This window comes from Citrobacter sp. U14242, assembly GCF_046555775.1.
Classification (GTDB): domain Bacteria; phylum Pseudomonadota; class Gammaproteobacteria; order Enterobacterales; family Enterobacteriaceae; genus Citrobacter.
In genome coordinates, this window is record NZ_JBKGLW010000002.1 from 306437 (window position 1) to 321850 (window position 15414).

Consider the following 15414-nt stretch of genomic DNA (forward strand, 5'->3'; position numbering starts at 1 on the left):
GGCCATAATTAACACTGAATGCACGCTGCGCATTCAATCCCAGCTCAGGAGCACTTTCCCGGACTGGCCTGAACGCATGGCATCAAAGCCCTGCTGGAACTCATCAATTGAGAACCGATGGGTGATGATCGGCGACAGATCAAGACCGGACTGGATCAGTGCAGCCATCTTGTACCAGGTTTCAAACATTTCGCGACCATAGATACCTTTAATAAACAGCCCCTTAAAGATAACTTTCGTCCAGTCTATCGACATGTCTGATGGCGGTATCCCCAGCATGGCAATACGGCCACCGTGGTTCATGGTGTCCAGCATGGTACGAAACGCTGGCGGCGCCCCAGACATTTCCAGCCCCACATCGAACCCTTCGGTCATCCCCAGTTCGGCCATCACGTCGGTCAAGTTCTCTTTCGAGACGTTGACTGCGCGGGTAATGCCCATTTTACGCGCCAGTTCCAGACGGTACTCATTAACATCGGTAATCACTACGTGGCGTGCACCAACGTGCTTCGCTACCGCGGCAGCCATAATGCCTATCGGACCCGCACCGGAAACCAGCACATCTTCGCCAACCAAATCAAATGACAGCGCCGTGTGTACCGCGTTACCGAATGGATCGAATATGGACGCTAAATCATCGGAGATGTTGTCCGGGATTTTAAAGGCGTTAAACGCCGGGATCACCAGGTATTGAGCAAAACAGCCTGGACGGTTTACGCCGACACCGGTCGTATTGCGGCACAGGTGAGTACGGCCACCGCGGCAGTTACGGCAATGTCCGCAAGTAATATGGCCTTCACCAGAAACGCGATCGCCGATTTTGAAGCCTTTAACTTCCTGGCCGATGCCAACAACTTCACCGACATATTCATGCCCTACAACCATTGGAACCGGGATGGTTTTTTGCGACCACTCATCCCAGTTATAAATGTGAACGTCAGTCCCGCAGATGGCTGTTTTACGGATTTTAATCAGCAAATCGTTATGACCTACTTCCGGTTCAGGAACGTCGGTCATCCAAATGCCTTCTTCCGCTTTCAGTTTGGATAACGCTTTCATTTCACATCCTCAGGCAATTACGCCCAGTTGTTTACCAATGCGTGTGAACGCGTCGACTGCACGCGTAATCTGCTCAGGGGTATGTGCCGCAGACATCTGGGTACGAATACGCGCCTGGCCTTTTGGAACCACTGGATAAAAGAATCCAGTAACGTAAATCCCCTCTTTTTGCAGCTCGCGGGCAAACGCCTGCGCAACAACCGCATCACCCAGCATTACCGGAATAATCGCGTGATCGGCCCCTGCCAGCGTGAAGCCTGCTGCGGACATTTGCTCACGGAATTGACGCGCATTCGCCCACAGACGATCGCGCAGGTCGCTACCCGCCTCAACCATCTCCAGCACCTTAATGGACGCAGCAACAATTGCCGGAGCCAGTGAGTTGGAGAACAGGTACGGACGAGAACGTTGACGCAACCATTCAACAACCTCTTTACGTGCCGCAGTGTAACCACCAGATGCGCCGCCGAGTGCTTTGCCCAGCGTACCGGTGATGATGTCCACACGGCCCATCACGTCGCAATACTCATGAGAGCCGCGCCCGTTCTCACCAACAAAGCCTACTGCGTGGGAATCATCAACCATCACCAGCGCATCATATTTATCTGCCAGATCGCATACGCCTTTCAGGTTAGCGATAACGCCATCCATAGAGAACACACCATCGGTGGCGATCAATACGTGACGGGCTCCTGCTTCACGCGCTTCTTTCAGACGCGCTTCCAGCTCCTGCATATCGTTGTTGGCGTAGCGGAAACGCTTCGCTTTGCACAGGCGCACACCATCGATAATAGAGGCGTGGTTCAGGGCATCAGAGATGATGGCATCTTCTGCTCCCAGCAGCGTTTCGAACAGGCCGCCGTTGGCGTCAAAGCAAGAAGAGTAAAGAATGGCATCTTCCATACCCAGGAACGCAGCCAGTTTTTGCTCCAGTTGCTTATGGGTGTCCTGAGTGCCACAAATAAAGCGCACCGAGGCCATACCAAATCCGTGAGAATCCATACCCGCTTTTGCCGCTGCAATCAGTTCCGGGTGATTAGCCAGCCCTAAGTAGTTGTTCGCACAAAAGTTAATAACGTGACTTCCGTCAGCCACGGTGATATCCGCCTGCTGAGCAGACGTAATAATGCGCTCTTCTTTAAACAACCCTTCCGCGCGTGCGGTTTCCAGATCGTTCGTTAACTGCTTATAAAAATTCCCACGCATTGCAATTCTCCAGACTGGGCAAATTTCAGCATATATTACCCAATGCTATTGGTTTGTACGAGATGACTCATCATGACTTATCTAAAATGCAGCATAAATCACGTGTACCCACATAACCTTTCAGGAATGACAGACCTGGCATCACGACCTGACTTACGTTGTCGCGTCATCAATGACCTGAGACGCTGATGGTGGTGCTATAGTAAATCCTGCCATAGCAAAGGCCTTATTAACCTTAATGATATAGTTGTCCTCGTAGAATTCCTCAATCGCCTGCTGAATCTGCTCGCCGGCAGGCAACGCTTTTCCATCAACAATTCCCTGTAGCAAGGAAACAAATTTTTCCGGTTCATCAGTAGGGTATAAATTACCGTTTACCCCTTCTTTGATAATGTCTGCAGGCCCCGTTTCACAATTAGAGCTAATGGCATAAACACCGTGAGCACTGGCTTCAACCAGAACCATAACGAAACCTTCAAAATGAGAAGTTAGCAGCAGGCAGGTGATATTTTTTAGCGTGTTCTGAATATATTCCCATGGTGATTTCTGCCAACCATGCCAGTGAATATTTCCACTAATTCCCAACGTTTCAGCTAATGCCGTTAAGGTATCAACATCCGGACCGGTGCCGACAATATCCAGGGACCACTTCCCTTTTAGTTGAGCCAACCCGTTGAAAAGACTACGTACATTTTTTTGTCCATCTGCCACAACCCGACCTACATACACAAACCGGGCATGCTTCTCAGGGGTAGGGATACGGATATCGCATCGCGCAACGGGATTGTAAATCGTTGCAATAGTGCTTTTCTCTATTCCCATCTCAATGAGCTGCTGAGTTATCCCTGAGCTAATTGAAAGATGATAGTCGGCTTTATTAATGTACTTGATTTTTTTCTTGTAATTATTTTTGTAGAAGTTAAAAATGGAGAAGTGGAACCATGAAAATATTTTAACCTGCTTGCTTGTATATTTTCTTGCAACGTGACTGATGTAACATGAAAGCGTATCCAGAGATATAATTACATCTGGACTTTCCTGAAGAATAATTCTTCGCAAACCATAAGCAAAACTGAGTCTTCTTAATTTAGTTATTTTTATATTAGAAGAAAGATGACAATAGCGCTGCCCCGTGAGCCAGTCATTATTGACATTGCTATTATTATTTTTCTTAAAAAAAACAAAAGAGACATCAATATCAGGGTCTTGCATCCGCAGCAGCTTCACCAGATTAATACATACCGTCTCCATGCCGCCGAGGCCACTGGTTTCATAACCTGTAATAATTATCTTCTTAAGTTGCATATATTATTTTCATTCCAACGACTATTGTCAGTCCCAACACAGTACTCTGCCTTGCTTATCCATTCGTTGATGGCTCCGAAAAAGCCGGCACCGCACACTTGAATACTCATTCATGACGTGAATCATACACCACTCTGCCTACGCTATTTCAATCAAGAGTATAAACAATGAAAACAATAACCAACACAAATGCCACACGCCACATAACGCGACGTACTGCTGAAGCCGAAGCCATGTAGTGATATGATTAGAGACATTCGTGTCTGAGATTGTCTCTGACTCCATAATTCGAAGGTTACATTTATGATCATCGTTACCGGCGGCGCGGGATTTATCGGCAGCAACATCGTTAAGTCTCTGAATGACAAAGGCATCACCGATATTCTGGTGGTGGACAACCTAAAAGACGGCACCAAGTTTGTGAATCTGGTGGATCTGAATATTGCTGACTATATGGATAAGGAAGACTTCCTGATCCAGATTATGGCTGGAGAAGATTTCGGCGATATCGAGGCAATTTTCCACGAAGGCGCGTGTTCTTCCACGACCGAGTGGGATGGCAAGTATATGATGGACAACAACTATCAATACTCCAAAGAGCTGCTGCACTACTGCCTGGAGCGTGAAATTCCTTTCCTGTATGCCTCTTCTGCAGCAACGTACGGCGGTCGTACCTCTGACTTCATCGAATCTCGTGAATATGAGAAACCGCTGAACGTCTATGGCTACTCAAAATTCCTGTTCGACGAATATGTACGCCAGATCCTGCCAGAAGCAAATTCTCAGATCGTTGGCTTCCGTTATTTCAACGTCTACGGGCCGCGTGAAGGTCACAAAGGCAGCATGGCGAGCGTAGCTTTCCATCTCAATACTCAGCTCAACAACGGCGAAACACCCAAGCTGTTCGAAGGCAGTGAAAACTTCAAACGTGATTTCGTCTATGTCGGCGATGTTGCAGCAGTAAACCTGTGGTTCCTGGAAAACGGCGTTTCCGGCATCTTTAACCTCGGTACTGGTCGCGCAGAGTCTTTCCAGGCCGTCGCGGATGCCACACTGGCATACCACAAAAAAGGCAGCATTGAGTACATTCCGTTCCCGGAAAAACTGAAGGGCCGCTATCAGGCATTTACTCAGGCGGATCTGACTAACCTGCGCGCTGCGGGCTATGACAAACCGTTCAAGACCGTTGCCGAAGGCGTGACGGAATATATGGCCTGGCTGAACCGCAACAACGATACAAATTAACAAAATCATTCGAGCGGTATCAAGGCGGCAACTACGTGACAAATTCGTCTGGAACGAATTTGAACTGCCGGAGGCTGCCTTTGGTGAGGGACACGGATGTCCCTCATTCATTCCGGGAGCTTACAAGAGTAAGTGACCGGAGTGACAAATCTGTCTGGAACAGATTTGAACGTTGCTTGCAGCGGCCCCGAAGAGGGGAGGCCCAGGGATGGGCCGAGTACCCCGCAGCCAACGCAGAGACAGCTTGAAGGATGAAGTGAATGAAGATATTGGTGGTTGGCCCGTCCTGGGTGGGTGACATGATGATGTCACAAAGTCTCTACCGCACGCTCAAGGCGCGCTATCCCCAGGCAATAATCGACGTGATGGCACCTGCATGGTGTCGTCCGTTATTATCGCGCATGCCTGAAGTCAACGATGCTATCGCCATGCCGCTTGGACACGGCGCACTGGAGATTGGCGAGCGCCGCAAACTGGGCCACAATTTGCGTGATAAACGCTACGATCGCGCGTACGTCCTGCCGAACTCGTTTAAATCCGCACTGGTACCTTTCTTCGCGGGTATTCCTCATCGTACCGGCTGGCGTGGCGAGATGCGTTATGGTCTGCTGAACGATGTGCGTGTACTGGATAAGGAAGCCTGGCCACTGATGGTCGAGCGCTATGTCGCGTTAGCGTACGATAAAGGCGTGATGCTCACAGCCAAAGATTTACCACAGCCGCTGCTGTGGCCACAATTGCAGGTCAGTGAAGGCGAGAAGTCACTTACCTGTAGCCAATTTTCCCTCTCGGCTGAACGTCCAATCATCGGTTTCTGCCCGGGTGCAGAATTTGGTCCAGCGAAACGTTGGCCACATTACCACTATGCTGAACTGGCAAAGCAGCTGATCGACGAAGGCTATCAAGTTGTCCTGTTTGGCTCGGCTAAGGATCATGAAGCTGGCAATGAGATTCTGGCTGCACTGAGCGTTGAACAGCAGGCATGGTGTCGGAACCTGGCTGGTGAAACGCAGCTGGAGCAGGCCGTTATCCTGCTCGCTGCCTGCAAAGCCGTGGTCACCAATGACTCCGGTTTGATGCACGTGGCTGCCGCACTAAATTGTCCGCTGGTCGCGCTGTATGGCCCCAGCAGCCCGGATTTCACTCCACCACTTTCCCACAAAGCTCGCGTGATTCGCCTGATTACGGGCTATCATAAGGTGCGTAAGGGGGATACTGCACAAGGGTATCACCAGAGCCTGATTGACATCACACCTCAGCGCGTACTGGAAGAACTGAATGACCTGTTGTTACAAGAGGAAGTCTGACGGATGCGGGTTCTGATCGTTAAAACATCGTCAATGGGCGATGTGCTGCATACATTGCCCGCATTAACAGATGCGCAGCAGGCCATTCCGGATATTCAGTTTGATTGGGTAGTGGAAGAAGGGTTTGCTCAAATCCCCTCCTGGCATCCGGCCGTTGACCGTGTGATCCCGGTGGCGATTCGCCGCTGGCGTAAAGCCTGGTTTTCCGCCCCCATTAAAGCTGAGCGCACAGCTTTTCGCGATGCGGTGCGTTTACAGAACTATGACGTCGTTATCGATGCACAGGGGCTGGTAAAAAGCGCCGCGCTGGTCACACGTCTGGCGCATGGCATTAAGCATGGTATGGACTGGAGTACCGCGCGCGAACCGTTGGCGAGTCTGTTTTATAACCGTAAGCATCATATCGCCAGACAACAGCATGCTGTTGAACGTACTCGTGAGCTGTTCGCGAAAAGTCTGGGATATGCCAAACCCCAGTCGCAGGGTGATTACGCTATTGCACAGCATTTTGTGAATGGACTCAATGCTGATGCAGGGCAGTACGCCGTCTTCCTGCACGCCACCACTCGTGATGACAAGCACTGGCCGGAAGCGAAGTGGCGGGAGCTCATTGGCTTATTAAATCACGCAGAAATACGTATTAAGCTCCCCTGGGGTGCTCCGCATGAAGAAGCGCGAGCCAGACGACTGGCAGAAGGATTTGATTACGTAGACGTTTTACCGCGAATGAATCTTGGGGATGTCGCCCGGATATTAGCTGGCGCTAAGTTTGTGGTATCCGTTGATACCGGATTAAGCCACTTGACCGCCGCACTGGATCGGCCGAATGTTACGCTATATGGCCCTACGGACCCGGGGTTGATTGGGGGATACGGGAAGAATCAGGTCACATGTCGTGCCCCGGAAGGAAAACTTGCTATGCTTGAACCCACTCAGGTTTATTCTCACATAGCGCTGCTGTAATTATTCAGATATCGCAGATATGTTAAATTCATTCTTATACAATCGCTTTGCTATTTAACATATCTGTCGCTGACCAAAACTATGCACTATATCGTATTTCATCCACGGTTACGCATTGTTGCATTCATCTACTTCCACCAACATAATCCGAGAATCATTCGTCGGGTATGCCAGTATGAGGATGAAATTTTACGTCTGAGAAGTGATTTCTGCTTTTTCTTGTGACTCTTTATCTCTTTACGTTCTTTCTCTAACCAGCTCCCGGACAACTCTTCAGGGTGATGGACAAAGTTTGCCAGGTATATATCAGAAAAATAGCCCTGGCGCATCAGATATGCCCATTCATCTATGATGAAAAAGTTATTTTCAAAACGGGAAACAAGTTTTTGAGCTGTTACAGAATTCATTAAATAACCGCAGGCTCGTAAAACATACCCATGACCAAATATGACCTTACCGAAGGTCTGGCCACCAATTTTCTTGAGCTTAACCAAATTTAAGACAACTTTATTCTTATACCTTAAACCATCCTGCCCACCAAGTAGGTATAACGCGTCTTTATTGAGAACACTTTCATCGACAGTCGATATAAATTCCTTAAAATTCTGATCAATTATCGCGTCATCCTCAAGAATACAAACCCAATCTTGTCCACTCTGCCCAAACTGTTTGAATGCCTTCATATGGCTTAGTGAGCAACCCAGTTCACCATCAGTAGGCGTATGATTTTCCCTGTGCTGAAAGTCAGTTAACCGTATCTTGCTCTTATCTTCGGCAGACAAATTTTTTCCATAGATAGCATCAACGAACGAATACTCGATATTTAATTCATTCATTATATCTGATACGCGTTTTCGTCGGGCATCGTCAAAAGGAAGCGAAATGACCAGCACGTGCATGAGTTCAAACCCTCTAATATAATTAAGCCAGCACAGTCATCGTGAAGTAAAGATTAACAATTACTGGCCAGCTGAATAAACTTAATTAACTATTCTATGTAGCTATACAAAGTCTATTACTTCATATTTATAGTTTATTTTTTGATGTATGATTAATAATTTTATTAGTTTTTCTTGCATAGCTTGCAAAGAGATCAGACTCATCATGAATGATTGTATTAATGTCTTTTTGAAAGTATATCTTCAAAAATCTAACGTAGTCTCTTTGCGTTAACCCGATGTTTAACGAGGAGAAGTACAAACCAATCAGATCTTTATTTCGCCAACGAATAGGAACCGCATTTCTTATCTGAGCCCGGTGCAGATCAATAACCGACAGTTTGAACGTATTATCCTCAAAATTGGCCGGTTGATGTAATAAGAAGTGACAGAGATAGCAATCACGGTGATTAACGCCTCCCTGATGCATCCTTCTGACCATAATGGCAAGACGCTCAATTAATGCCATTTTCACTTTTCGCGAAGGCGGATTCACCAGCCAATCTGCGCAATAGTCTTCCAGGCTAACCGCCGGACTCAGATCTTCCGTTATAATAAATGAGATACGGTTGAGCGGATTTATACCTTGTTGCCCGAAACCAACACCATGCATTGTATCAACATCCAGTTCCTGCAAACGGTGTATAGCATTCCATTCTCTATCAGCACCGAGTACCGGCAAACGTAAAGAGAATAAGTTCTTGATAACTTCCTTCAGTTTAGTTCCCTGGTGCCATTTCAGGAAATAGCTTTTACCTGCAATCTCAAACCTTATCGTTCTACGCGTTTCGAGCTGTCTAAATGTTTCTCCCTGCAGCTTCTGCACTTCAGAAAAAGCATCTTTCCCTTTCCACAAGGATAAAAATGGTTCTTTTAAATCAACCATGGGTACCACCTATAATAATATCAGCTGCTTTCTCAGGTAGACTATAAAGGTCTTGAGTATCAGCAAAGTGTTGTGCATTATCTTTCCATGCTTTTCTCTGCCCTGAGTCAGTTAAAGAAAAATAAACAGCTTCATCTAATAATTTTTGTTCGAACGGTTCATCAATAACAATGCCGCACTCAGCATCTTTAATATAATGGGCATATCCGCAAACTGCCGTTGTTATAACAGGTAAACCTGCTGCAATAGCTTCAACCAGCACGATCCCTGCGGCTTCCTGGTATGCCGGATGAATCAATAGATCGGCCGCTGCCATTAACTCTGAGACATCATTACGGCCAGGGAAGAACTTGATATTGTCAGCAACACCATACTCTGCTGCCAGCTTTATATAGCGTTCAGGCTTATCCTGGCCCACAACAAACAGAATCGTTTGCTTGCGGACAGCTTCCGGTAAGGAAGCGATCGCCTTGATAGTTCTGTCGACACCCTTACGGGTAAAATCAGAACCAATTTGTATAATTAAATACTGGGAATCACTGATATCATTTTCTTTCCTGAAGCTAGCTCTACAATTTTTTGGCTGATAGCTGTATTTTCTGTCAGGATAAATCCCCGGAGGAAGGATATGAAAACGCGCTTGCTCAGTATGATAGTGCTTCTGAAAATCCGCAATTTGCTTATCTGTTAGCATCAACAGCTGTGTTGATTTTCCCTCAGCAAATGTTGCTTCCTCAAAGGCAGCATAATGCCGATATCGTGGTGTCAGACGATAGAGCAAACCTTTTTCTTGCGCGACTTTTTCTGCGTAACAAACATCAGCAGCATAATAAACATCTAATCCAGGCATTTTATTGAACCCAACGACCCGGTCTACTGGATTACTCTCAAGATGTTTACTAACCCATCGATGATACTCAGCATTTTTCCCGTTGTTGGAGCAAGACTTCACAGGAACAATGATGATTTCCAGGCTGTCTGGAATATTTCCTTGCCATGATTGTGTGTAAACCCGAACATGATGTCCACGTGATGCGACTGTCGATGCTATGCGTAAAAAATCACGCTGCAACCCACCGAAAGGGAAATATTTATACAAACAGAAGGCAATAACCATTTTAATATCCGAATGCTTTATTAATCGAGTTTAGGTAACCGTGACGCTATGGCTGCAATCACGTCTTCCGCAGGTATAACAGATAAATATTTCTTACTTCGATCAAGTTTTTCACGCACAGGCATTGGTTGGTAATCACCAGCCCAAAATTGAACCACATCATCAGACCATGGTCGCCAGGCGATATGATCGGTAGCGCCAAAAAGACAAATGATGGGCGTTTTAACCGCTGCGGCAATATGCATCGGAGCAGAGTCGACGCCAATGAAAAGTACAGCATGATCAATCAATGCAGCAAGCTCAGGGAATGTTGTCTTCCCGGCGATTCCAGTTAAAGGTTTCGTTTCACACGCCCTGGCGATCTCATCGACGCAGGCAATATCGCTGGCACCGGGTCCAGAAGTCAGTACAACCTGATACCCCAAATGATGTATCGCATCAATCACCAGTGAGAATCTATCATTCTCCCACGACTTGAATTCTTGTCTCGCCGTAGGCTGTATAACAACATACTTCTGGGTATCAACCTGAGGAAGTTTTTTCCGAACAGATTGCCAGACCTGCTCACCATAAACCATTTTCAATACCGGGACGGATTCTTTTAGGTTTAATGGCGTCAGCACAGACAAATTACGTTCAACCCAATGATCGCCACTTAGAGGAACGTGATGAGTAAAACTGTCGCGCCAGAATTTCTTATTTCTGTGCGAAAAATCATGCGTCAACTTTATTGGGCAATCCAGGAAGCGACACAGTAAAGCAACAATCCACTGATCGGTAAGGTTGACCACTAAATCATAATGATTACCGCGTAGTGCCTTGATCAGTGATAAGAAATTTTTTGCTTTCTCAAAAGCAGAGCTCTTTTTATTTTTTATGCCATACAAAGCATGGATATCGGGATTTTCAGATAAAATAGGAATGGTATCTTCGTAGAGTAAAACATCAATATCAGCATCAGGATAATTTTTTTTAAGCGTGCTGATGACCGGTGTGGTTAGCAACATATCGCCATGAAAGCGCATTTTTATTACCAGGATCTTTTTCACACTCTACCCTTTCAGGTTATTGTTAATTTTCAAATCACGCTACCGCCCCAGGCTCAACAGCTACCTGTGTACTGCAGAACACACCATCTTATTTTATCGTTTATATTATACCACTATTCACTTGACAATTCGATATCTATGAAAATTTTCTATGTGAACGAGAGAATAAATGAATACGAACAATACATGAGACTATCTATCATGTTATGAATATTGAGCCTATATTCTCAACTACGTCACATAGGCTCATTTTAATGTTAATTCATTACTCTGCCGATTCATTTTTGTCATACAACATCAGGATAGCTATGCTGTATAACAAAAAGACATTTATAAACATTTTTTCAAATAAACAATATATAAGAATGTAGCCAACGAGAGAACACAGTAATGAAATGCTAAAAATATCCTTTTGGTTTCTGGCACGGGCGTATATATCTTTAAAGGTAATAAAAAACGCTGCAATAAATAAAAGCAGACCGATGCTCCCGACATTATAAAAAATTATCATAAAAAATGGTTCATCTATATTATAACTCTTATTCCGTTCAGAATATACCCCACCATTTTTCGGCGCGTTATGGTCCTCTAAATACTGGTTGTATGTAGAATTTCCATACCCAATGCCAAAGACGGCATTGTTGATATTTTTCATTACTAAAGGGAAACGGTCTGAGATGATTTCATCACGACTGGATGTGACGTTATTCATTTGCAGAGTTTGATCGACTTTCATTTTTACCTGACCCACTGTGTTGTAGGCCCCGGTAAGCAAAGCAACCATTATAAATAGCAAGCCGCAGGTAGCAGCCATAAATCTCTTGATGGTTTTACTCACCAGAAATGAAATCAGGAAAATCTCTACAACAACTGCTAAGATTCCTGCCCGACTCCCGGTGTATGATAAAAAAACAAATGCAAGCGCAGAAATGATATACAATACTGTTTTCAGAAAGTGATTCTTGAATAAGATCGCCCCTGTTAATACAAAGGGAAATAGCATAACAACATAGAATGCGAAGCCATAGCGAAGCTGTAAATACAGTTCCTGTGGGTTATTTTTTATAATTCTTAAAATTGGTACCACTAAGACAATATAGGATAGAGTCAGTATCGCACCAATGACAAAAAACTGTCTCAGTGAGGTGATATGTTTACTGAATGCTCCGAAAAATAACATCATCACTAGCGGGTAACGCCAGTCTTTTATCAATATGATAAAGGCATCAAGAGATTTCTCTTTATAGGTAAAAAACACAATACAAAAAATACACCACAGCGTGAAGAGTAACAATATTTTTCTCTTCTGCACAAGGTCGATGACAATATTCTTAATGTCTATTTTATTGGCTCTAATATAATAAATAGATAAACCTACAGCGAGCAAAGAGGTCATATTTAGCACCCCTTGATTATCTATCGTAAATAAACCAAAAATCATTAAGATCAATACAACTTTGCTTAAAATCAAGATATTACCATTTTGACTGTATCTTACTTGATTCATAGAATTCAAATCTCACTTCTTCAAATAGCCTTGTTAATCAACAACAAACACTTGCTCACATGATTTATGGGGCATATCTTATTATATAACATCGTAAAAATCCCCCATTAATTTTAGTCTCTTCCTCTCACTGTGTTTCTTCGTTCTACCCACAAAAAAAACACAACATAACATCATGATTAATCAATAGAATTTAGCCACCAAGTATCTCTTTCCTTCCTTTACAGTTTGTTCTATTCTATGCCCACAGGAGAGCCATTTTGTCTTACATAAACACGCGTGCACTCTGAAAGAATCAAAAGGAAAAAGATGTGAAAGCAAATATAATAAAATATATTAAGAATGCACATATTAATAATGACGATAACAACATTACATGTGTCAATATTACCTATGGCGCTGACAAACCGTTTCTTTATGGTACGGGCGTTTCAATTACATCGGTACTTTTAAATAACCGGGATCTGAACTTCCACTTCCATATTTTCACTAATTATCTTGACGAACATCAGCTTCATCTTTTTTCAGTCCTGGCAAGTCAATACAATACCCATATTACATTTTATGTGCTGGATGATGATGAATTAAAAAATCTACCTACAGCATCTAAGGCATGGAATTATTCAATCTATTTCAGACTTATTGCAATCGATTATTTTGCCGATAAACTCAGCAGCATTATATATCTTGACTCTGATATTATATGTAAAGGAAGCCTGACCTCGTTACTCACGGAAAAATTTAATGGCAATGTATTAATGGCTGTCCATGATAGCTTTGTCGATACGTCTGCTGTTGCCGGTATCAATCCAGGCCTGTACTTCAACTCAGGCTTTATGTATTTTAATCTTCCAGAATTAAAAGATACTAATCTGACTCTGCAGGTCATTTCAAAGGTCAATGAAAACCGTTTCTCACATCCCGATCAGGATGCGTTGAACGTTCTCTTCAATGATCGCGTAAAAATTCTGGACCATAAATTCAACTCATTCTTTAACATCGATACGTTAGCCAAGAAAGGTGGTGATGCCTTTAAAATCACATCACAAACGGTATTCATTCACTATGTCGGCGTCACTAAACCCTGGCATGACTGGGCGCAATATTACGCTGAGGTCGAATACTTCAAAATAGCCAGAGAGAATTCGCCGTGGAAAGATATTCCTTTATTGGCACCCACTACGTATAAACAGCTATCGCGGAAAAGCACACATTTAAAACACAATGGTCAACTCCTCGGTGCTTTTATTTTCTATGTTAAGTATTTAATTAACAAATACCAAACACAGAAAAAACGCTAATACTTTGATATTATTGTCTTTTCAGGAGTGGTTATGTCTCTGGCATATTCCATAAAAAGATCGATTTTTATGACCATAACCATTCCGTTTTTAGCCTTCCACAGCAGAGATTACAAAGTGGGACAACACAACTCAGCCCCCCTTTCTCGTGATCCGTACAGTTTCCTCAAAAAATCAGCAAAAATGATGGTAAAGCCATAGTTAAATACATAGAATCCCCAGCACATCCATAAGCCAGCTACTATTATGCTAGAATTGCTTTACACCGCCCTTTTCTACCTTATTCAGCCTCTGATCTGGATACGGCTTTGGGTGCGCGGACGTAAAGCTCCGGCGTACCGTAAACGCTGGGGTGAACGCTACGGTTTTTATCGCCGCCCACTGAAACCTGGCGGCATCATGCTCCATTCAGTATCCGTGGGTGAAACACTGGCAGCAATCCCATTAGTCCGCGCTCTGAGACATCGTTATCCCGATTTGCCGATCACGGTTACCACCATGACGCCAACCGGTTCTGAGCGCGTGCAATCTGCTTTTGGCACAGACGTTCAACATATCTATCTTCCCTATGATTTACCGGATGCTTTGAACCGTTTCCTGAATAAAGTTGACCCCAAACTGGTGTTAATTATGGAAACCGAGCTCTGGCCAAATCTGATCGCTGCACTGCATAAGCGCCATATCCCGCTGGTCATCGCCAACGCGCGCCTTTCCGCGCGTTCAGCCGCAGGCTACGCTAAATTAGGGAAATTTGTTAGCAGGCTATTACGCCGCATTACGCTGATTGCTGCACAAAACGAAGAAGATGGCGCTCGCTTCATTACATTGGGAGCCAGGAACAATCAGGTCACCGTCACCGGTAGCCTGAAGTTTGATATTTCCGTCACCCCACAGCTGGCCGCTAAAGCGATTACGTTACGACGCCAGTGGGCTCCTCATCGCCCGGTATGGATTGCGACCAGCACGCATGACGGGGAAGAAAGCATCATCATTGCAGCTCATCAGGCGCTGTTACACCAGTTCCCGAATCTTTTATTGATTCTGGTTCCCAGACACCCTGAGCGCTTCCCGGATGCTATTAACCTCGTACGCCAGGCTGGTCTAAGCTTTACCACACGCTCTTCTGGCGAAGTTCCGTCCTCAAGTACCCAAGTGGTTATTGGCGACACGATGGGCGAGCTGATGCTGCTGTACGGAATTGCCGATCTTGCTTTTGTCGGCGGCTCTCTGGTTGAGCGTGGGGGACACAACCCCCTGGAAGCAGCGGCACATGCCATTCCTGTATTGATGGGCCCGCATACCTTTAACTTCAAAGATATTTGCGCCCGACTGGAACAGGCAAGTGGGTTGATCACCGTCACTGACGTCACCACGCTGGTGAAAGAGGTTTCGTCCCTACTGACCGATGAAGATTATCGAAATTTTTATGGTCGCCATGCTGTTGAAGTACTGTACCAGAATCAGGGCGCGCTACAGCGTCTGCTGCAGCTGCTGGAACCATACCTGCCACCCAAAACGCATTGAGGGCTGT

13 protein-coding genes are annotated in these 15414 nt (G+C 45.0%); 5 read left to right on the forward strand and 8 right to left on the reverse strand.

All coding sequences use genetic code 11. The features are described from left to right. Window positions 1-33 precede the first annotated feature (33 nt). The 3 genes from tdh to ACLJXE_RS04205 form a co-directional block, all read right to left on the reverse strand. Window positions 34-1059, reverse strand: coding sequence for an L-threonine 3-dehydrogenase (gene tdh, locus ACLJXE_RS04195; RefSeq protein WP_410750168.1), 1026 nt, complete (start codon window positions 1057-1059; stop codon window positions 34-36). A 9-nt stretch (window positions 1060-1068) separates the two neighbouring features. Then, entirely contained in the window at window positions 1069-2265 is a 1197-nt protein-coding gene (gene kbl / locus ACLJXE_RS04200) for a glycine C-acetyltransferase (protein WP_061066827.1), read from the reverse strand. Window positions 2266-2418: 153 nt separating this feature from the next. After that, on the reverse strand, window positions 2419-3570 hold the full coding sequence (locus ACLJXE_RS04205; RefSeq protein WP_410750169.1) for a glycosyltransferase: 1152 nt from the start codon (window positions 3568-3570) through the stop codon (window positions 2419-2421). Between the two features lie 303 nt (window positions 3571-3873). Here ACLJXE_RS04205 and rfaD point away from each other — a divergent pair, with 303 nt between their 5' ends. The 3 genes from rfaD to rfaC all read left to right on the forward strand — a co-directional run bounded on the left by rfaD (window position 3874) and on the right by rfaC (window position 7085). Next, window positions 3874-4815 (forward strand): ADP-glyceromanno-heptose 6-epimerase, encoded by a 942-nt coding sequence (rfaD, locus tag ACLJXE_RS04210; RefSeq protein ID WP_410750170.1) that lies wholly within the window; start codon window positions 3874-3876, stop codon window positions 4813-4815. Window positions 4816-5075: 260 nt separating this feature from the next. Beyond that, window positions 5076-6122 (forward strand): ADP-heptose--LPS heptosyltransferase RfaF, encoded by a 1047-nt coding sequence (rfaF, locus tag ACLJXE_RS04215; RefSeq protein ID WP_410750171.1) that lies wholly within the window; start codon window positions 5076-5078, stop codon window positions 6120-6122. 3 nt (window positions 6123-6125) lie between these two features. Then, the gene (rfaC, locus tag ACLJXE_RS04220) at window positions 6126-7085 is read left to right on the forward strand and encodes a lipopolysaccharide heptosyltransferase RfaC (protein ID WP_410750172.1); all 960 of its coding nucleotides are present in this window, start codon (window positions 6126-6128) and stop codon (window positions 7083-7085) included. A gap of 128 nt (window positions 7086-7213) precedes the next feature. On the opposite strand, the gene ACLJXE_RS04225 is transcribed toward rfaC, so the two are convergent. From ACLJXE_RS04225 to ACLJXE_RS04245, 5 genes are all read right to left on the reverse strand, one after another. After that, window positions 7214-7984: a glycosyltransferase family 25 protein gene (locus ACLJXE_RS04225; RefSeq protein WP_410750173.1), complete on the reverse strand. Its 771-nt coding sequence runs from the start codon at window positions 7982-7984 to the stop codon at window positions 7214-7216. Window positions 7985-8111: 127 nt separating this feature from the next. Next, window positions 8112-8909 carry a lipopolysaccharide core heptose(I) kinase RfaP gene (gene rfaP / locus ACLJXE_RS04230; protein ID WP_286629992.1) on the reverse strand — a complete coding sequence of 266 codons (798 nt, stop codon included), beginning with the start codon at window positions 8907-8909 and terminating at the stop codon, window positions 8112-8114. Beyond that, window positions 8902-10026, reverse strand: coding sequence for a glycosyltransferase family 4 protein (locus ACLJXE_RS04235; protein WP_286629993.1), 1125 nt, complete (start codon window positions 10024-10026; stop codon window positions 8902-8904). The genes rfaP and ACLJXE_RS04235 overlap by 8 nt, the downstream gene beginning before the upstream one ends. 20 nt (window positions 10027-10046) lie before the next feature. Then, the gene (gene rfaQ, locus ACLJXE_RS04240; protein WP_410750256.1) at window positions 10047-11051 is read right to left on the reverse strand and encodes a lipopolysaccharide core heptosyltransferase RfaQ; all 1005 of its coding nucleotides are present in this window, start codon (window positions 11049-11051) and stop codon (window positions 10047-10049) included. A 289-nt stretch (window positions 11052-11340) separates the two neighbouring features. Then, a complete protein-coding gene (locus ACLJXE_RS04245) occupies window positions 11341-12582 on the reverse strand; it encodes an O-antigen ligase family protein (protein ID WP_410750174.1) in 1242 nt (413 codons plus the stop codon). Window positions 12583-12893: 311 nt separating this feature from the next. Between ACLJXE_RS04245 and ACLJXE_RS04250 the strand changes: the two genes are divergently transcribed. Together ACLJXE_RS04250 and waaA are read left to right on the forward strand one after the other, a co-directional pair. Next, window positions 12894-13883 carry a glycosyltransferase gene (locus tag ACLJXE_RS04250; protein WP_410750175.1) on the forward strand — a complete coding sequence of 330 codons (990 nt, stop codon included), beginning with the start codon at window positions 12894-12896 and terminating at the stop codon, window positions 13881-13883. A gap of 246 nt (window positions 13884-14129) precedes the next feature. Then, entirely contained in the window at window positions 14130-15407 is a 1278-nt protein-coding gene (waaA, locus tag ACLJXE_RS04255) for a lipid IV(A) 3-deoxy-D-manno-octulosonic acid transferase (protein WP_286629997.1), read from the forward strand. Window positions 15408-15414 lie beyond the last annotated feature (7 nt).